Annotated in this window: 14 protein-coding genes and 2 pseudogenes; 10 read left to right on the forward strand and 6 right to left on the reverse strand. The window is 58.3% G+C overall.

From position 1 onward, the window contains the following. A complete protein-coding gene (locus HYPMC_RS14995; protein ID WP_013948838.1) occupies positions 1 to 348 on the reverse strand; it encodes a DUF3489 domain-containing protein in 348 nt (115 codons plus the stop codon). 550 nt (positions 349 to 898) lie between these two features. Further along, positions 899 to 2,332 (reverse strand): annotated as a pseudogene (locus HYPMC_RS15000) (transposase). Positions 2,333 to 2,518: 186 nt separating this feature from the next. Between HYPMC_RS15000 and HYPMC_RS15005 the strand changes: the two are divergent. From HYPMC_RS15005 to HYPMC_RS15020, 4 genes are all read left to right on the forward strand, one after another. Continuing rightward, positions 2,519 to 3,871: an IS1182 family transposase gene (locus HYPMC_RS15005; protein ID WP_013948840.1), complete on the forward strand. Its 1,353-nt coding sequence runs from the start codon at positions 2,519 to 2,521 to the stop codon at positions 3,869 to 3,871. Between the two features lie 344 nt (positions 3,872 to 4,215). After that, a complete protein-coding gene (locus tag HYPMC_RS15010; protein ID WP_013948841.1) occupies positions 4,216 to 4,944 on the forward strand; it encodes an ABC transporter ATP-binding protein in 729 nt (242 codons plus the stop codon). A 50-nt stretch (positions 4,945 to 4,994) separates the two neighbouring features. Then, positions 4,995 to 7,304 (forward strand): ABC transporter permease, encoded by a 2,310-nt coding sequence (locus HYPMC_RS15015; RefSeq protein WP_371199597.1) that lies wholly within the window; start codon positions 4,995 to 4,997, stop codon positions 7,302 to 7,304. 6 nt (positions 7,305 to 7,310) lie between these two features. Further along, positions 7,311 to 8,516, forward strand: coding sequence for an efflux RND transporter periplasmic adaptor subunit (locus HYPMC_RS15020; RefSeq protein WP_013948843.1), 1,206 nt, complete (start codon positions 7,311 to 7,313; stop codon positions 8,514 to 8,516). 37 nt (positions 8,517 to 8,553) lie between these two features. On the opposite strand, the gene HYPMC_RS15025 is transcribed toward HYPMC_RS15020, so the two are convergent. Further along, positions 8,554 to 9,312 (reverse strand): hypothetical protein, encoded by a 759-nt coding sequence (locus HYPMC_RS15025; protein ID WP_013948844.1) that lies wholly within the window; start codon positions 9,310 to 9,312, stop codon positions 8,554 to 8,556. 142 nt (positions 9,313 to 9,454) lie between these two features. Here HYPMC_RS15025 and HYPMC_RS15030 point away from each other — a divergent pair, with 142 nt between their 5' ends. Next, positions 9,455 to 10,183 (forward strand): cytochrome b/b6 domain-containing protein, encoded by a 729-nt coding sequence (locus tag HYPMC_RS15030; protein ID WP_013948845.1) that lies wholly within the window; start codon positions 9,455 to 9,457, stop codon positions 10,181 to 10,183. Positions 10,184 to 10,228: 45 nt separating this feature from the next. Continuing rightward, a complete protein-coding gene (locus HYPMC_RS15035; protein WP_371199497.1) occupies positions 10,229 to 10,654 on the forward strand; it encodes a universal stress protein in 426 nt (141 codons plus the stop codon). Positions 10,655 to 10,800: 146 nt separating this feature from the next. Here the strand turns inward: HYPMC_RS15035 and HYPMC_RS15040 are convergent, their stop codons facing one another. The 3 genes and pseudogenes from HYPMC_RS15040 to HYPMC_RS15045 form a co-directional block, all read right to left on the reverse strand. Continuing rightward, positions 10,801 to 13,347: a cation-translocating P-type ATPase gene (locus tag HYPMC_RS15040; protein WP_013948847.1), complete on the reverse strand. Its 2,547-nt coding sequence runs from the start codon at positions 13,345 to 13,347 to the stop codon at positions 10,801 to 10,803. Positions 13,348 to 13,506: 159 nt separating this feature from the next. Then, positions 13,507 to 13,765, reverse strand: a pseudogene (locus tag HYPMC_RS24740) (tyrosine-type recombinase/integrase); the annotation flags it as partial. A 230-nt stretch (positions 13,766 to 13,995) separates the two neighbouring features. Next, positions 13,996 to 15,573, reverse strand: coding sequence for a winged helix-turn-helix domain-containing protein (locus tag HYPMC_RS15045; protein WP_013948849.1), 1,578 nt, complete (start codon positions 15,571 to 15,573; stop codon positions 13,996 to 13,998). A 187-nt stretch (positions 15,574 to 15,760) separates the two neighbouring features. Here HYPMC_RS15045 and HYPMC_RS15050 point away from each other — a divergent pair, with 187 nt between their 5' ends. The 4 genes from HYPMC_RS15050 to HYPMC_RS15065 all read left to right on the forward strand — a co-directional run bounded on the left by HYPMC_RS15050 (position 15,761) and on the right by HYPMC_RS15065 (position 18,998). Beyond that, the gene (locus tag HYPMC_RS15050; RefSeq protein WP_013948850.1) at positions 15,761 to 16,513 is read left to right on the forward strand and encodes an SDR family oxidoreductase; all 753 of its coding nucleotides are present in this window, start codon (positions 15,761 to 15,763) and stop codon (positions 16,511 to 16,513) included. Positions 16,514 to 16,543: 30 nt separating this feature from the next. Continuing rightward, positions 16,544 to 16,960, forward strand: a complete 417-nt coding sequence (locus HYPMC_RS15055; RefSeq protein WP_013948851.1) for a hypothetical protein — start codon at positions 16,544 to 16,546, stop codon at positions 16,958 to 16,960. Positions 16,961 to 17,015: 55 nt separating this feature from the next. Beyond that, positions 17,016 to 17,990: an alpha/beta fold hydrolase gene (locus tag HYPMC_RS15060; RefSeq protein WP_013948852.1), complete on the forward strand. Its 975-nt coding sequence runs from the start codon at positions 17,016 to 17,018 to the stop codon at positions 17,988 to 17,990. Positions 17,991 to 18,080: 90 nt separating this feature from the next. Next, positions 18,081 to 18,998 (forward strand): MBL fold metallo-hydrolase, encoded by a 918-nt coding sequence (locus HYPMC_RS15065; protein ID WP_013948853.1) that lies wholly within the window; start codon positions 18,081 to 18,083, stop codon positions 18,996 to 18,998. Positions 18,999 to 19,370 lie beyond the last annotated feature (372 nt).

The raw sequence follows: 19,370 nt of genomic DNA on the forward strand, positions 1-19,370 counted from the left end.
TCAGCGGCCGCGGCGCGTCTCGATGCGGTAGCGACGCGGCTCGTCTTCATCTTTCGACGATTTGAGCACGAAGCCGAGCTTCTTTTTTACGGTGCCCGCCAGGAAGCCGCGGACGCTGTGCTGCTGCCAATCGGTGGCCTGCATGATCTCTTCGATGCTGGCGCCCGCCGGGCGGCTCAGCAAAGTGAGGACGCGCTCCTGTTTCGTCATGCGCGTCGTAGCGTTCTCCTTGCGGACGGGGACCAAGCCGGATTTGCGTGGCGCACTGACTTTTTTCTTCGGGGTGATGCGCGACTTCGGGGCGTGGGTCTTTGATTTTGGCGCGGATTCGGTATCGGCGATCGACATTTTCGTGGCTCCAGGATAGGCGGCGTCTCAATTGACGCCCGCACCACTCGAAGCCCCGCAAACCGCGAGGCGATCCGTCTGACGGTCGGGGTCCGTTTGGCCGACGTCCGTGCCCACACCAATGCGTGCTTTTCGGCTGAAGTCCAGGCTCGTTTTCGCTGCGGCGGCTAACTTCGAAATATCGGTTAAATAGCTCTGTCAGCGGGTTAGTAATTTAATTTCGGATCATTAGCAGCTGAAGACGAGCGTTCAAATTTCCGGATATTGGGACGGGCTCCGCAGCTCGCGTCAGGTAGACAACAGCTTGCTGCCCGTCACGCACGAGAAGCTGACAAGGTCAGCTTCGTCCCAATTGCAGACATCGCAGTCCCACGCAGAACCCCAGTTCGGCGCCCATCGGTTAGGTCCGTTTTCAGATTGAGCGTGTTGCAAAACCGGCGGGCTTCCATCGTGTGGCTCGGCGTTGTTTTTAATCCGCCCGTGCTTCCGCTGGCCCCTTACAGGGTCGGCTGGGTTGACACATAGCTAAAGCCTCACGTGCACTCGACACCTACGCCACTGGCATGCCGACGATTGGTTGCGGCGGTCGCCAGATGAGCTTTGCGAGCCGCCTCAGGTTCTGTGCCGTCGCGGTGAGCAGCACCTCGTCCTTCGCACCCGATAGGCCGCGGAGGCGCAGCCGATCCAGCCTGTGGATGCGTTTCATGTGCGCGAACCTTACCTCGACCTTCTTGCGCTCGCGTCGCGAGACCTGGAAGGCTTCGGTGTTGGCCAGCGCGCGCACCTGATCGCGGACGTCTTCGTCGATGTCGCGGGAGACTTTGCGGGCGACCGCCGTTGTGCATTGAGACTTGAGCGTGCAGATGGAGCAATCGTTCTTGCTCGCCCGGTAGGGAAGAATGCGCCCCTGATCGACGATCCCTGAATGAGTGAGCGCGGCGCCGGCCGGACAGATGTAGACGTTCCTGTCGCGATCGAAGACGAAGTCCTCCTTCGTGAAGCGGCCGTCGGTCTGTTTCGACTTGTCCCATACGGGCACGTGCGGTGCGATACCTCTGTCCCAAAGCCACTTCAGAAGCTTTGCCGCGCCATAGGCGGTATCGCCGGCGAGGCGCTCCGGCGCCAGGCCGAAACGGCGCTCGACACGCTCGATCATGATCTCAGTGACAGCGATCTCATCAATACGGTTGGCACGCGTGCCCTCCGCGTCGACGATGATGCCCAGCTTGTTGTCGATGAGATAGTTCGCGTCGTAGGCGAAGAATGGGTCCATGCATTTGCGCGCGACCCAAGCCGCCTGCGGATCGGTCAGCGACACCGCCTTCGGCGGTTTGCCGCCGCGACCGCCGTCGCTCTCGCCACTGCTGGGTCCATCTCCACCGTCGTCCTCGGAACGCGCCGCGTCGAGTGAAGCAAGGTACTCGCGCACCGCATGCGAAGCCTCTTCTGCCTTCGGCCAGTCGATCGGCTGATCGCCGGGAGCCCGCTTGTGCTTGTCGACGTCCGCCTTGATCAGGCTCGCGTCGATCGAGAACGCCTCCCCACCGACGAGGCCTGCCGCGATGCATATCGCCACCACCCGCTCGAACACGCGGCGCAGCACATTGCTCTCACGGAAGCGCTCGTGCCGGGCTCTGGAGAACGCAGAGTGATCGGGGATCCTGTCCTCGATCCCGAGCCTGCAATACCAGCGGTAGGCGAGGTTCACCTGGACCTCGCGACAGATCATGCGCTCAGATCGGATGGCGAACACGTAGCCGACGATGAGCATTCGGATCATCAGCTCGGATCGATCGATGGCCGACCGGTGTGCGAATAATAGTGCGAGTTCCTCGTGCACCCAACCCAGGTCGAGCATGGCGTCAATCTTGCGAACGAGGTGGTCGGGCGGCACCACGTCGTCGAGATTGAACTCGTAGAAGAACTGGCCCTGCTCGGACTTGCCCGCCCCATCATCGCTCGCCCCGGTCGCTACCCGTTCGATCGCAACGGAATCATGGTTCGCAAGCGGCCTCAACACGAGTTTTGCAACACACTCAGATTAGAAGCGGTCGTCACGCCCATTGAACCGAAGTCTCTTTGTGACCGATTGTGTTGCAAAACTCATCGTTGAGAGTGTTTGCGAACCGTGATTCCGTTCGTCTGCAAGGGGCAGCGACGGAGATGAGCGATGATAGGACGTCGGGAGCATGGCCAGGCGCAGTTGTTTTATGCGTTCGATCTCGATGATGCCGTTCCGCAAGACCATCTGGTGCGCGGCATCGCAGCTGTTCTCGACTTGAGTTGGCTGCACGTTGAACTTGCGCCGCACTATTCCAACACCGGCCGGCCGTCGATCGATCCGGAACTCTTGATCCGGATGCTCGTCCTCGGCTACGTCTTCGCGATCCGATCCGAACGACAACTCGTCTGCGAGGTTCAGGTCAATCTCGCGTATCGCTGGTTCTGTGGGCTTGGCATCGAAGACAAAGTTCCCGATCACTCGGCATTCTCGCGTGCCCGTAACGAACGCTTCCGCGACAGCAATGTGCTCCGCGTTGTGTTCGAACGCGTGGTCGCAGCTTGTATCAGAGCGCGCCTGGTGGGCGGGGAAGGTTTCGCCGTCGACGCCAGCCTCATCGAGGCCGATGCCAACAAGTGCCGCTCGAAGCCAGGTTCGGAGTGGGACAAAGATATCGATGCCTCGACGGCGCGACGCGCGGTGCGGGAGTATTTTGAAACCCTCGATGATGCCGCGTACGGCAAGGCGTCGCCAGTCGCGCCGAAGTTCGTCGCAGCATCTGATCCGGCGGCCCAGTGGACTGGCGCGCAGAAGAGCAAGGCGATCTTTGCCTATGCCGACAACTATCTGATCGATACCAAGCACGGCATCATCGTCGATGTCGAAGCCTCGCGCGCAATCCGACAGGCTGAGGTTGGTGCATCACGCACCATGATCGCCCGCACCGAACGGCGCTTCGGGTTGAAGCCTGACTGGCTAGCGGCCGATACCGCTTATGGCTCGGCCGAAAATCTTGCTTGGCTGGTCGAGGAAAAAGGCATCGCGCCGCATGTCCCGGTGATCGACAAGTCCGCGCGAGAGGATGGCACATTCAGTCGGTCAGACTTCATGTACGATGCCAAGCGAGATTGCTATGTCTGCCCGGCCGGTGCCGAGCTGACCACAACCGGCCGCGTTCGCGATGGCGGCACGCTTGCCTACCTAGCAAGCGTCAATGACTGCCGCGTCTGCCCATTGAAGTCGCGATGCTGTCCGAAGACGCCGCAGAGAAAAGTCCCGCGCAGCATCCATGAGGCAGCCCGTGACGTTGCCCGCCACATCGCCGAAACCAAGGCCTATGAACAGACGCGACGCCAGCGAAAGAAAGTCGAGATGCTGTTTGCGCACTTGAAGCGCATCTTGAGGATGGGGCGCCTGCGGTTGCGTGGACCGAGGGGCGTCCAGGACGAGTTCACTCTCGCCGCCATCGCTCAGAACCTCCGACGGATGGCTAGGTTGACTGCCCAAGCCGCAGCAGCGTGAGGGCGGCAAAGTGAAGAGACCACCCGAGTGATCGGGCACCGCGAAAAGATCGCCAAGCTACCCCAGGCGAGAGATCACCGACACAACGCCGAGTTTTGCAACAAAATCGACCCAAAGCGGACATCGGGACGTGGAGCGCTGGCTCTTTCCCGAGTATTTTGTTCGCAGTGCGACGGCTGCTGCGCCCCTAATTTCCTTTGAAGCCCTACTTCGACATTGCAGTCTGGCACGGACAACGCCTTAGAGGACGCTTTCAGGCTAGGGCTATGCTATGGCCTGGATTGGGCTGGACCACAATTAACGTCGGCAGAGGTGAGGTCCTCTAGGAACGGTATGCGACCATAATGGATGAGAGTCCGCGAGCCGTTCGACCTGTCGTTTTTCGCGCACGCAAGGTCGCAAAAACCTATGTGATGGGCGAAGTCGAGGTGCACGCGTTGCGCGATGTCGACATCGATATCTTTGAAGGAGAATTCATCGTTCTTCTTGGCCCGTCTGGCTCTGGAAAATCCACTCTCTTAAATATCTTAGGCGGCCTCGACTCGCCGACCAGCGGCGAAGCTACGTGGAAAGATCATAATCTAGTCACGGCCGACGAAGCCGAATTGACGCGGTATCGGCGTGAGCATGTCGGCTTTGTGTTCCAGTTCTACAACCTTATCCCGAGCCTCACCGTTTGGGAAAACGTCGCGCTCGTGCGCGAGATTGCGACAAAGCCGTTTGATGTTCGCGAGGCGCTCGAACTGGTCGGGCTTTCGAAGCGCCTCAACCACTTTCCGTCGCAGCTGTCGGGTGGCGAGCAACAGCGCGTTGCCGTGGCGCGGGCCATCGCCAAATCACCCGACGTCTTGTTGTGTGATGAGCCTACGGGCGCGCTTGATTGTGAGACCGGTAGGCTTGTTCTGGCCGCGATCTCGAAAGTAAATGAGCGCCTCGGAACAACTACGATTATCATCACGCACAACGCCGCAATCGCGGGCATGGCCGATCGTGTCATCCGTCTCGCGGGCGGTCGCATCGAGGGCGTAGAACGCAATGCACGCCGGTTGAAAGCGGAGGAGGTGACTTGGTGAGCCTCCTCGATCGGAAACTTGTTCGAGACCTTCTCGCCATCAGGGGGCAAGTGGCGACCATTACGCTCGTCGTAGCTTCGGGCGTTGCAGTGTTGGTGGCATCGATTTCGACGTACAATTGTCTGCAGGCCGCAAGAGAAAGTTTTTACGCCAGCTCCCGCTTTCCGCAAATATTTGTCTCTGTCAAGCGAGCGCCTCGCTCCGTGGCAGCGCAGCTCAGCGAAATTCCGGGGGTAGCGAGCGCTGTGCCGCGCATCGTTCAAGATGTGATCATTGATTGGCCGAGTTCAGAGCTGCCAGTTTCCGCGCGTATGATCTCCCTTTCCGCGGGCGGAGACGAACAACTTACGAAACTCTACATGCGCCGCGGCAGTGCGCCAACGCCAGGAGACACGCGAGGCGTCGTAGTCAACGAAGCGTTCGCGGAGGCGAACAACATATCACCGGGAATGGCCGTGCGCGTCATCCTGAATGGACGGGTAGAATCCTTTCACATCACCGGAATTGCGTTGTCAGCCGAGTATGTCTACGCGATCAAGCCAGGGGTGCCTATTCCAGACGATCGTCATTATGCCATTTTATGGGTGGATCGCGCCGCCGCTGAGCCGGCGTTTGCAATGGATGGCGCGTTCAATGATGTCGTGATCTCATTGGCTCCTGGCGCAGACGAGTCCGATGTCATCGACGAAATAGACCGAATCTTGCAGCCCTATGGCTCAGTTGGCGCCGTGGCACGCCGCGACCAACCTTCCAACCGGTTCCTGGAAGACGAGTTGAACCAGCAGGAAGTCATGTCGTTCACTATTCCAATCATCTTCTTCGGAACTGCCGCCTTTCTGCTCAATGCAACACTTGGTCGGCTGGTTTCGGCACAGCGCGAGCAGATTGCCTCTCTGAAGGCTTTGGGGTTTCCGACGACGCCGCTCGTGCTGCATTATCTCAAGTTGGTCGGCTTGGTCGTTTTTCTCGGCACCGCATTCGGCGTTGCGGGCGGCATGATCTTCGGTCAAGCGATGATTGCGAGCTACCACGGATTTTTTCGATTTCCGCATCTCGCATTCCAGTTAACACCGTGGTCGATACTGGCAGGAGCCGCAATCAGCTTCGCTTCGGCAACGGTCGGTGTCCTCACGGCACTGCAAACGGTTATCAAGTTGAAACCGGCCGTTGCCATGCAGGCAGCGGGGCCGCTTCGATTTCGCGCCAGCGCAATTGAACGGCTTTTCGGCCGCTGGTCATTAGGCGCTCGGCAGACCATGGTTTTGCGCAATCTGGTGGGGCGGCCTTGGCGCACGGCATTGACGACACTTGGAATAGCCTTTGCTGTGCCCATGGTCGTGCTTGGTCTGTTTTGGCACGATGCGATCGACCATATGATGGATGTCCAGTTCACGCTGATCCAACGTGGCAATTTTTTCGTCACCTTTCCCCATCCCCTCGACAGGAGCATCGTCAGAGATCTTGCGCACGAGCCAGGCGTGCTGTCGGTCGAGGGGCAGCGTATTGTGCCCGTGCGCCTACGGGCAGCCCAGCGTAGTTATCTCACCTCCATAATCGGACTTCCCGCGAACAGTGAGCTTCGCCAACCTCACGATGCCGCGCTGCGCAAAATCGACGTGCCCGCAACCGGGGTTATCCTGACGCGTCGGCTTGGGGAACGGCTTGGCGTATCGGCTGGTGATACGATAAGGGTTGAGGTGATGGAGGGCCACAGGCACGCGCGAAATCTGCCCGTCGCTGCCCTGGTGGAAGAGGCTGTGGGGATGGCTGTCTACATGGATATCGATGCGCTCAACCGGCTTACCGGGGAGGGCGACGTGGTATCCGCTGCGGAGCTCTTTGTGGAGCCATCGGAAGTGAGCGCGCTCTCTACAAGGTTCAAAGAACTTCCGATCGTCGCATCGCTGGCGGTCAAAGCCCAAACAATCCGCTCATTCCGTGATACGATTGCAGATCTCGTGCTCATTGCGGCGGGAATATTGACGGGCTTTGCCGTGATCATCGCTGTTGGCGTGGTCTATAACAGTGCTCGCATCAGCCTGCATGAACGCGGCTGGGAGCTTGCGAGCTTGCGCGTTTTGGGGTTCACGCGCACAGAAGTGGCGCACATCATTTTTGCCGAGTTCATTTTTGAAATTGCCGTGGGAATTCCTGTTGGCTTGGGGGTCTCTCAAGCCATTGTGAACCTGATCGCAAAATTTCATTCTAATGAGAGTTTCCAAATTCCGGCTGTTGTCGGGCCACGAACGCTTGTGCTTTCTGCTCTCGTGGTTCTGGCCGCCGCAGCAATCAGTGCCTATGTTGTTCGCCGACGGATTGACCGGCTTGATCTCGTCGCCGTCCTCAAGACCAGGGATTGAACACGCATGCAGTTCAATCTTGGGAGGGCGCTTCTCATCGTGATTGCGATAACAACGGGAGCAATCATCGTCTGGTCCCTGAAGCCGCGTCCGATTGAGGTCAATACTGCTAAGGTCACCGTCGGCCGCTTCATTGCGACGGTGGATGAGGACGGCAAGACGCGCGTCCAGGAGCGGTATGTGGTCGATGCGCCATTAGCTGGGCGTCTGCTGCGAATTGCGTTAAAGGCAGGCGACCGCGTAACTCAGGGCAGTACGATAGCCACTATCCTGCCCACGCCTGTCCCGTTTCTCGACCCTCGGGCGCGGCGCGAGGCTGAGGAAAGGCTCGGTGCTGCTGAGGCAGCTCGGGAACGCGCCAGTGCGGAAATCGAGCGCGCTCGCGCAGAAGCATCACAGGCCCAGAACGAACTCGTCCGCGTGCAAACGCTGGTTCAGCGGGGCGTCTCTGCCAAGCAGGCGTTGGAGCGTGCTGAAACGACTGCCAGGGTCACCGATCGGCAGTTAAGTGGCGCCGAATTTCAAAGCCATGCAGCGGAGCATGCAGTTGCTCAGGCCAAGGCGCTACTTCAACGCTACGATCAGGGCACGATGGCCCTCACGGAAGCCTGGAGCGTTACGGCTCCGGTCTCGGGGCAGATCCTCAAGGTCCTTCAAGAAAGCGAAGCGATCGTGGCTCCTGGAACGCCGCTTCTAGCGATCGGAGATCCGCGGGCGCTGGAAATCGTTGTTGACGTGCTCAGCCCCGATGCCGTCGAGATCAAGCCGGGAGCCGATGTGCTCATCGAGCGATGGGGAGGGCAGGAGGTCTTGGAAGGGCGCGTTCGGATAGTCGAACCTTCTGCATTCACGAAAATTTCCACTCTCGGCGTAGAGGAGCAACGCACAAACGTTATCGTTGATTTTGCCTCGCCGCCAGAAAAGTGGGATGGTCTCGGCGATGGCTATCGTGTTGAGGCTCGCATCACGAAGTTTGTACGCGACAATGCGACGATGGTGCCTGCCGGGTCCCTGTTTCGGTCAGGCGACACTTGGAACGTCTATGTCGTGATCGACGGGCGCGCGGAGAGCCGGGCCGTGGAGGTGTTGCGCCAATCAGGCCGCTGGGCCGCGATTACGTCAGGCTTGGCGGCCGGTGAGACCGTCATTGTCTATCCAAGCGACAGCGTTCACACCGGCGTGAGAGTACAGCAAGCCAAAACTGCCGGTTAGCAAACTGCAGTTCGAACGTGTGCGCGGTGCCGTCGTCTCAGGGTGCTTGGTGCTTTTCCAAGTAGGATACAAGATCCTCAATGACCTGATCCGCTCGCTCCGCGGGTGCGTCCTGGCGGAAGTATTTCTCCCAGGCAAGCAAGTGCATCGTTCCGTGACCAGTGATCCCGCCGTCTCGAATGACGGCCTCGACCCGTGCTCGGGGAAACATTCCACCATTGCGCTTTGCAAGCTCGGTGAGATCAGGTGCAGGCTTCTTCAGTGCATCTGCAAACATGCCCGGGCCAGTGCCGATACCATGGCACAGGGAGCAGTAGGCCAAGTAGGTGCCTTCACCCGCGATTCCAGGCTTAGCGGAGCGATCGGAATCTTCCTTGCTGATGGCGGGCGCTGCATCGGCCGAGCGTTTTGCACTTCCTAAGGCATCGTCGGTTGCATCTCTGGCCTTGTCCAAGACCTCTTCTGTCGCGCGCTTGGCGTGCTCCAAGGCTTCGCTTGAGGCCCGCTTCGCCTTGTCAATCGAGGAGCCGATGTGGGGTTTGGCTCTTTCCAGTGCCTCTTTAACGGCGCGCCTCGCCTTCTCAATAGCGTCGATTGCAGCTTCCTTGGCTGAATCGATGGCTGACTTGGTCGACTGTGCGGCATCGTCGATTGCTTTGTCGACGTCATGACCGGAATTCTTGTCAGCATGTTCGTCATTCGACGCTGCACTGGGTGAAGGCGCATTTTGCTCCGCATTTGCGATCGCGGCAAAGGCGGCGGTGAAGGCCATTCCCACGAATACGGTACGCTTCATGCAATTAGCCTCTCGATTTGATCTGCCCTTCGCCCATCGTTATGGGCAGGCCATCGCGAACGTCTCGTTGACGCACATCAAGGATTTCAAATCTCAGCGGGTAACTCTATGAGCGAGATGTCATGCCCGTCAAGGAAGCGTGATGACCGAATACAAAGAGTATATCGCTTGGGATGCAACCACGCGCTGGTTTCATTGGATCAACGCGATCGCGGTCGTCGGTCTCATCGTCACTGGGCTTGTCGTCCTATTCGACAACGAGCTCGGCTTGTCGACTGCGGGTAAGATAACCCTCAAAAGCGTCCACGTTTCCTTTGGCTATGTGATGGTCCTAAATCTGCTGTGGCGTTTCGTTTGGGCGTTTTTAGGCGGCCATTATTCGCGATGGCGTAGCGTTCTTCCTGGCGGGCCCGGTTACGGAGCTTCACTGCGGGCCTACATGGCTTCGTTTGCTTCCGGCGAGCCGCAACAATACGTGGGGCACAATCCGCTGGCGCGGATCGGAGTCGCGATACTCTTTCTGCTGCTGATGGTTCAGTTGGTCACGGGATTAGTCATAGCGGGAACGGATCTCTTTTGGCCGCCCTTCGGACATTGGTTTGCAGCTTGGGTCGCGGCTCCAGGGGTCGATCCGACCGCGGTCCTTCCAGGCTCACCCGAACTCGTCGATAAGGCTTCGTTTGACAGCATGCGTGCCTTTCGGAAGCCGTTCGTGGAAGTGCACGAAATCGGGTTCTATGCGTTGGTTGTCACCATTATCCTTCATCTCGCGGCGGTCGTGATGACCGAGATCCACGAGGGCGGCAGTATTACGTCGGCAATGTTCACCGGCCGAAAACTGCTTTCACGTCGTCCACCTGATGAGTTCTAAGCATCGGGTACGTTAGGTGTCGAGGATTGGCGCATGTTCAAACACTTGCTCATTGCAACGGATGGATCTGAGCTGTCCAAGAAGGCTGTTGAGCAAGGTTTGAGCTTGGCAAGAGGTCTCGGCGCGAAAGTGACAGTGGTCACCGTGACGGAACCGTTTGCGGCGTCGGTTCCTGCGGAGGTGGCGGTGGTGTTTTCCAGAGAGGACTACGAGAAGGCCGTTGTATCGAGCGCCGAGAGGATCTTGCAGATTGTGTCGGCGACGGCGGCAGCCAATGGCGTTGCTTGCGAGACCGTGCATGTCAAAAATCAATACCCGGCGGAAGGAATACTTGATCTTGCCAAGACACGAGAGTGCGACTTGATCGTAATGACCTCTCATGGCCGAAGAGGCATTCCGCGGCTGGTGCTCGGCAGTGAAGCCAATCGCGTCGTCGCGCAAAGCACGGTACCTGTCTTGATTTGTCGTTAGGCGGTTACCTTCCCACGGCTGATACGCCACGTCAGCGAGTCCAATCTGCGGCCAATCATTTATGGGTTGGGCCTATTGGCGAGCGGGTGCCCTACGATCTCCGCCCCGCTTCAATTTGGTCGGCGAGTTGATGAACTCGATTAGCATTACCTCTTTTCCTGAAATAGCGGCTTCAGCTGTTGAAGGAGGGCGAGGGACAGAATGCCAGCTGCCAGCGTCGCACCGAGATCATCCCAGTGCAAGGTTCCGAAATGGAAGAGGCTCTTTGCGACTGGAAGCGTGATTGTCAGGCTTAACATCGCGGCGACTGCGATGAGGACCGTAGCCAGAGCGCGGTTCGGCCTTCGGATTGCTGTCGTGACCGAGGCACCGAACGAGCGGTTGACGTAAATTAGTCCAACAATCGTTGTGACGAGGGAAAAGAACGTCAGGGCCCGGACCTCAGTTTCCGCCATGCCGCGGTTCCAGGCCAGGACAAAAACGAAGGCGACGACGCCAAACACCATCAGACCCTGAAAGAGGCTCCAGATGATGAGGGCTTTGGAAAAAAGAGGTTCCTCGCGTCGGCGGGGCGGACGTTTCATCACGTTGTCTTCCTCGACTTCGGCCTCGAAGACCAACGAACAGACGGGGTCAATCACCATTTCCAGGAATGCGATGTGGATGGGCCAAAATATCACCGGTAAGCCGGAGACGAGTGGCAGGATAGCCAGACCGGCGATCGGTACGTGGACGGCGAAGATGAATTCCATGGCCTTGCGAATATTGTCGTAGATGCGACGGCCTAGGCGTATCGCTTTCACAATTGATCCAAAATCCTCGTCGAGCAGGACCAAGGATGAAGCCTCGCGCGCGACATCTGTTCCGCGTCCTCCCATAGCAATCCCGATGTGCGCCGCCTTTAGTGAGGGTGCGTCGTTGACCCCGTCTCCGGTCATGGCCACCGTTTCCCCGTTCGCCTTGAAAGCGTTGACGATGCGGAGCTTCTGTTCGGGCATGATCCGCGCAAAGATCGTTGCGGATCGGACGCGAGATACGAGCTCTGATTCGTTTAGCCGATCGAGTTCTTCTCCGGTCATGACGGATTCGACGCTCAGACCAGCTCGGCGGGCTATGGCCTTGGCGGTCGCGGGATAGTCCCCAGTAATCATTACCACCTTGATGCCGGCTGTTCTGCACTCGTGGACTGCGGCTGGCACGGTCTTCCGTAATGGGTCGGCAAGCCCGGCAAGGCCGAGCATCTCGAATTTGAATTCGTGCTGCGATTTCGGCAGTACCTCACCCGCTGAGGTTGATCGGGCGACGCATAAGACGCGGAGTCCTGCGTCGGCCATGGCATCGACGACGCGCGAAAGAGCTGCGCGATCTTGATTGCCAAGGTGGCAAAGTGCGGCGATCGCTTCGGGGGCCCCTTTGGCTGCGATAACCAATTCACGGTGGTTTCCTGTGGCCCGCCACACGTTCGTGACAGCGAGCAGGTTGGGCCGAAGCCCGTAAGCGTGGATGTGCTCCCATCCTGACGCCTCTAGTCCGTGTGTTCGCGCCAACTCAAGGAACGCGCGATCCATAGGATCCGTGGCATCGACTGCACTCGCAAGTGCGCCGAACTGGAGGACGTCGCGTAGATTGGTTGGAATTTTGGCGTCAGCCTCATCTTGCGGGCAGAAAACGCTCCCATGCAGTGTTCGGAGTTCAGCAATCGACATCCGGTTTTCGGTCAGCGTGCCAGTCTTGTCCGTGCACAGGACTGTCGCAGAACCGAGCGTTTCAATCGCTGCGGCTCGTCGCGTAAGTACGCGTGCTTTTGAAATGCGCCAGGCGCCCATCGCCAGGAACACAGTGATGACAACCGGCAGCTCCTCAGGCAACATCGACATTCCAAGCGCGATACCCGCGAGGGTGGCATCGAGCCAACCGCCGCGAAGCAATCCGTAGAGCACGACGACGAGCAAGCTGACCGCTCCGCCAACCAGGGCAAAATTCTGCACGACGCGGCGAGTCTCAGTCTGCAATCGCGGTGGCTCAACGTCCAAGCCTTCAAGTGAAAGACCGATTTTTCCAATTTCGCTGCGGACGCCGGTCGCGGTCACTTCACTGAGACCTCCCCCGCGTACGACCAAGGACCCGGAAAAGACGTACGGCAGATTATCGCCGCCGGGCCGAAGCTCATGGGGCTCCTCCTGTTTGACATTGGGACGTTTGCTGACTGGAACGGATTCACCCGTCAGGAGGGATTCATCAATGAGCAAGTCCTGACACCGGATGATCCTGGCATCGGCGGGAACGCGGTCGCCCTCAGCAAGGATCACCAGATCACCACGGACGACTTCGCGACCGGCGATACGCTTTTGCTCTCCGCCACGAATGACCAGGGCGCGAGGACTAGTCAGATCCCGCAGCGCCTCCAGAACACGCTCTGTACGTGTTTCCTGGATCACTGTTATACCGACCGACATCGTGGCAAAAAGAAGTAGAACGAGCGACTCCCTGAGGTCTCCGAGAGCGAGGTAGACGCCGCCGGCTGCGAGGAGGAGCGCAAGCATCGGCTCTCGCAGGACCTCGAATACAATGCGGAGCAACGTGCGTCGTTCACTTCGCGGGAGTTCGTTATAGCCTTCCGCTTGGAGCCTTCCTTGGGCCTCGGCGTCATCCAACCCGAGCTCGGAAAAAAACAAGGAGCGATTGAGACCCATAAAAACCTTCGACAAGCCGTCAGGCACCGACTTCCAGCCAGTGCTCTCATTGCGACGGCAAAGGTGGCACACCCGAGCCCCGACGACAAAGGTTTGCTATCGTCCATTTGATCACCGTCAAGGCGGTGAAAAGCTGCTGGTGTGAATTGAAGCCGTGCGTCAGATGTCGATCTTCTCGGCGATTTCGATCGCGTCGTCGACCTCAATGCCGAGATAGCGGACCGTGCTTTCGATTTTTTAATGTCCGAGCAAAAGCTGGACAGCACGTCCGCCGGCAGATAAGCACCGCCTTCGTGCGCCGTAGGGAATGCGTGCCGAACTTGGTCGGATCAAGCCCGATGCTTGCTACCCACTCCTGCACTAGCCGGGCGTACTGGCGTGTCGTCAATCCGCTCATATCGCCACGACCGGAAAACAGAACTTGGATCTGGGGGTCGTGGGTTCGAATCCTTCCCGGCGCGCCGGATGATGAAGATGAGAACTTTTGCATCACCGTTAAGGTTGATTGATGACAAAGTTATCGCACGCCGGATGCGTGATTTCTGCTTCCTCAGCATCAGCAGAAGTAGGATCGGCCGGTCATGAGGTCCGCCTAGGGCCGGAACTGAAATGGATATACTTAGTCCAGTGTGATGCTAGACGTCCCAGTCATTGCTCCGGCATCCCTGCAAGGCGCAACCCTTCGGAGAAAACCGCTAAGTCTTCGCGACGGCGAATGGGCAGCCAATCTTTCAGATTTGAGATGCGGATCGATGGATCGAGTTCGCGAAGCTCGCCCATAGCCTGTTGGGCTTCGTTGATGCGGCCGGAATGCGCTCTGGTCGCTGCGATGAGCGCAGCCACCATCAGAAAGCTCGGCAAGTTCCTGTAAGACAATTCCGCCCAATGAGATGCAACATCGATGCGCCTAGCAAAGAGATGCGCCATTCCGATTCCGGCCTGCATACGGTAAAGTTCGGGATCGAGCGGGTTAAGGAGCATGGCGCGTTCGAAATGGGCGATCGCATCGTCCGGCTCTCCCTGCCACGTCCTGAGGAAGCCGCCGAGGAACCAGGCTGCGGCAAGGTTCGGATTTAGAAACTTCGCGCGATCGACAAGGGCGATTCCGGAATCAAGATCGCCCGCAAGATGTGACAAGGCGTGGGCACCGCGCGTGAGTGCGACGGCGTCGTCCCGGCCCAACTCGACGGCACGCCGCGCCAGCCTAGTTCCCTCGCGCGTTTCCCATTCGCGATCCGTGCACCATCCATTGACCTTGCGCCAGAAATAACACCAGCCCGCCATCGCGTAGGCCGAAGCGTATTCGGGATCAAGTTCGATGCCTCTTTCAAACAGTGGCAAAGCCTGATCGATGGATTCGCGGGTCCCGCGATGCACATGCGCCAGTCCGCGCAGATAGCAATCGTAAGCATTGAGGCTGCCGGTCGGCTTATTTCTTGTCCGTTCGATTTCTGCGAGTTCGACACGGGGCGCAATCGCGCCGGCAACGCTGGTTGCAATTCGATCCTGCAGTTCGAAAATGTCGTCGACCGTTCCTTCGAAACGCTCTGCCCAGAGCTGAACGCCGGTCGTTGCGTCAATAAGCTGACCGGTTATGCGTACGCGATCGGCAGATTTGCGCATGCTGCCTTCGAGAACGTAGCCAACGCCGAGTTCCTTTCCGATTTGTTTGACGTCGAAAGCACAGTCTCGATAAACAAAGCTTGAGTTTCTGGCGATAACAAATAGCCAACGGACGCGCGACAAGGCTGTTATGATTTCCTCGACGACGCCATCGGCGAAATAGGCTTGCTCCGGATCTCCGCACAAACTCTGAAACGGCAGCACGGCGATCGATGGTTTGTTGAAAAGGGGAAGCGTCGCTCGGGTGACCTCCTCGGGTAAACCGACTCCTGCGGCTGTCTCGTTGACGCATCGAGCTTCTCTAACATCGCCGATGAAGCGAAAGCCTTTTCGCGGAACGGTCTTCACGAGGCGCTGTTCGTTGCCATTGTCGCCAATGGCTTTGCGAACGGCATTTATGTGGCTCGTAACTGTCGATTCCGATACGATTCGTCCGTCCCATACAGCCTCCAGAAGATCGTCTTTGCTGACGACCCGGTCGCGGTTTTGGAGGAGATACAAAAGAACATCGAAGACCTGAGGGCCAACGGGTACCGAACTGGACGCGAGCGTTAATTCTCGTCGCTCGGGATCGAGGACATAATCCTTAAACAGAAAACGCACCGTGCCACTCCATTGGAATTGGCAAAAGTTAGCTATGAAGCGTCAATAGCATAGGCTTAAAGCCCGCTTGGACGAATTTTCAAGATAAACCAAAGCCTTTTTCAAGACAGCGACAAAGACGTTTTCTGCGTCCTTCGCCATCTTCCTTGGCGCCGCTCGGTTGCGGCGTTCAATTCGGAGATGTTCGATGAAAATCGTGGTTGTCGGAGGCACGGGCCTCATTGGCTCGAAACTCATCCCGCATTTGCGGAAAATGGGCCACGAAGCCATCGCCGCCTCGCCCAACTCAGGCGTCAATACGATCACACGCGAAGGGCTGGCCGAAGCAATGTCCGGCACACAGGTTGTCGTCGACGTTGCCAATTCTCCGTCTTTTGAAGACAAGGCCGTTCTCGAATTCTTCGAAACGTCGGGACGCAATCTTCTCGCGGCGGAGGCCGCGGCAGGTGTCACGCATCATGTCGCATTGTCGGTGGTCGGCGCCGACCGCCTCCCCGAAAGCGGTTATCTCCGGGCTAAAGTTGCGCAAGAAGCACTGATCAAAGCCTCGAAAATTCCCTTTACGATTTTACGCTCGACGCAGTTCTTTGAGTTTGTCGGCGCAATCGCGCAGTCGGCCACCAAAGGCAACGACGTCCATTTGTCTCCGGCCTTCCTGCAACCCGTTTTCTCGGACGATGTGGCCGCCGCATTGGCCGATCTGACCGTCGGAAATCCGGTCAACGGCATTGTCGAGGTGGCGGGACCTGAAAAAATTCCTCTCGACGAGATCGGGCGCCGCTACCTGTCTGCGACTGGCGATGGCCGGAGGGTCATTGCCGATATTCATGCCCGTTACTTTGGCACCGAGCTCAACGACAAGTCCCTGACTCCCGCAGACAAGGCCATCCTTGGAAGGCATCGGTTCGACGATTGGCTGCGCGACCGGTGGGCTGCGTAAATTCTCCACCTCGTGGACAGAGTGATCAACATGATAAAATCAGTTTCACTTGCCGTCGCGTTCGGGCTCGGCATAGCGGCGATCGCGAATGGCATCTTCATGCTCGTTGCGCCGGAAAATTGGTATATCGTCGTGCCCGGTGTAACGACGACAGGTCCGTTCAATCAACATTTTGTGCGCGACATCGGGTTGATCTTCCTCTTCATCGGCGGCGGATTTCTCCTTGGGGTTCGCAGACCCGATCTCCGCATCGTCTTGTGGGGCGCACCGTCGCTCTGGCTCGCCGGTCACGCGCTTTTTCACTTCTGGGAAGTCGCCGTCGGTATCTGCTCGGCTTCTGTCATTCCTCGCGATTTTCCAGCCGTAACGCTGCCGGCAATTCTCGGCCTCTCGATCACGGCGTGGGCCATTTGCGAGAGGCGGCAGCCTGGCGCGCTCCAGCCTTGAAGGCCCATCAACCCGCTTTTTTCCAACCGATATGAACGACAAATGGAGATTTACAGTGACAGGTCCGAACTTGATCAACAGCCTCACCGATACGCCCCGCCGAAACGTGCTGGCCTCTACGCTCGTGGGAGCGACATCGGCGGCAGCGGCCTTTCCGACCGAAGCAAGAAGCGCCTCGGGCTCGCGAGGCGCCAATCAGACGTCCACCGTCACAACCAATGACGGTGTCGAGATCTTTTACAAGGACTGGGGCCCCAAATCAGCGCAACCGATTGTCTTTCATCATGGCTGGCCGCTGAGCTCCGACGACTGGGACGCCCAGATGCTTTATTTCGTGGCCAAAGGTTATCGTGTTGTCGCGCACGACCGGCGCGGTCATGGTCGCTCGAGCCAAGCCAGCGACCGCCACGATATGGATCACTACGCCGCCGATGCAGCTGCGGTCGTCGACCACCTTGATCTTCGCGATGCCGTCCATATCGGACACTCGACCGGCGGCGGCGAAGCCACACGCTATGTTGTACGCCATGGCAAGGGACGTGTTGCGAAGCTCGTTCTTATCGGCGCAGTTCCGCCCCTGACGCTGAAGACAGCAGCCAACCCGGGTGGCCTGCCGATTGAGGTATTCGACGGCTTGCGCCACGAACTCGCGGCTAATAGATCGCAATTCTACATCGATTTCCCGAGTGGCCCCTTCTACGGCTTCAACCGGCCGGGCGCTAAGTCGTCGCCATCAGTCATTCAGAATTGGTGGCGCCAGGCGATGATGGGCGGAGCCAAGGCGCAATACGATGGCATCAAGGCGTTCTCGGAGACGGACTTCACCGAGGATCTGAAGAGCATCGATATTCCGACCCTCGTCCTGCACGGCGGCGATGATCAGATCGTCCCCGTTGCGGACTCCGCGCCGCTATCCGCAAAGCTTCTGCAAAAAAGCACCCTGCAGATCTACGACAAATTACCCCACGGCATGTCCACGACGCACGCCGATCTCGTGAACAGAGAACTCTTCTCCTTCATCACCGCCTGAAAGTTCCGCAGCGCAGATCCGCCCCAGACTAAGGATGCGGAATTTTCGACAATCGGACAGACGATTTTCAACATTCCACAGGAGCAGTAAATGAACTTACACACCACCTCGCAACTCGCCGGTTCGCGGCCCGAAGAGTTGGTTCCGTCGCGGTACGCGGTGCGGGTCGGCGATATCGATGTGCTGGTCATCAGCGATGGCGTGCTTCCATTGCCGACCACGATGCTCGGACCCAACGTCGGTCAGGCAGACAGGGCAGCTTGGTTGAAGGACATGTTTCTGCCCCCGGATGCATTCGATTGGGCACTGAATGCGGTCGTCGTCCGTAGCGGCGATCAGACCATTCTCATCGACGCTGGACTCGGGTCCGATCCGGATTTGCACCTGCCGCGCGCGGGACAGCTCGTCAAGCGGTTGGACGCCGCCGGTATCGATCTTTCAGCCGTAACCGACGTTGTGCTGACCCACATGCACATGGACCATGTTGGCGGTCTGATTGTCGATGGGATAAAGGATCGGCTGCGTCCCGACCTTCGCATTCACGTGGCCGCCGCTGAGGTGAAGTTCTGGGAGTCACCTGATTTCTCGCAGACCGCTATGCCGACGGGATTCCCCGACGCGCTGCGGTCGGCCGCCAAGCAGTTCGTGAAAGAGTACAGTGGCCAGCTACGGCTGTTCGATGAAGAGCAGGAGGTGGCACCAGGCGTCGTCGTCCAGCGCACCGGCGGCCATACGCCTGGGCATAGCGTGGTGCGCCTCACCTCCGGCGGCGAACGGCTAATGTTTGCCGGAGACGCGGTGTTCGCTGTCGGGTTTGAGCACCCCGACTGGCACAACGGCTTCGAACACGACCCCAAAGAAGCTGCCCGGGTTCGCATCCGCCTTTTGCGGGAGCTGGCCGAAACTGGTGAGATTCTGGTCGCCACCCACCTGCCATTCCCATCCGTCGGCCGCGTGGCTGTCGATGGAGATGCCTTCCGTTGGGTTCCGGTATTCTGGGACTACTGATTGTTTGATGATGTGAGAGTCAAACTATGGCGCATATTCATTTAGCTGATGGGTATGCGCCCCGGTTTCCTGCCAACCTGATAGCCTGTGTTGGACCGCTGTGAGTGGAGCACAAGCGAGGTTGTCCGCTGTGGTGTTTGTTTACGCGCGGCATGCAGAGACAGCGACGATAGGTTGGATGTGAATTATGGGCTGCAGTGGCCAGTACTCCGACGAAGAGTTCTCATCTTCGTCCGGTCCGGTGAAGCTTCAGAAGCTGAATTGATTGAGCTTTTTTCATTGGCGCGCCGGAGATGATGAAGATGAGAACTTCGTCATCATAGTTAAAGTTGATTGACCGGCAACTTAGCGCACCTTCCGAGCGCGATTTCC

Source organism: Hyphomicrobium sp. MC1, assembly GCF_000253295.1.
In the GTDB taxonomy this organism is placed as follows: domain Bacteria; phylum Pseudomonadota; class Alphaproteobacteria; order Rhizobiales; family Hyphomicrobiaceae; genus Hyphomicrobium_B.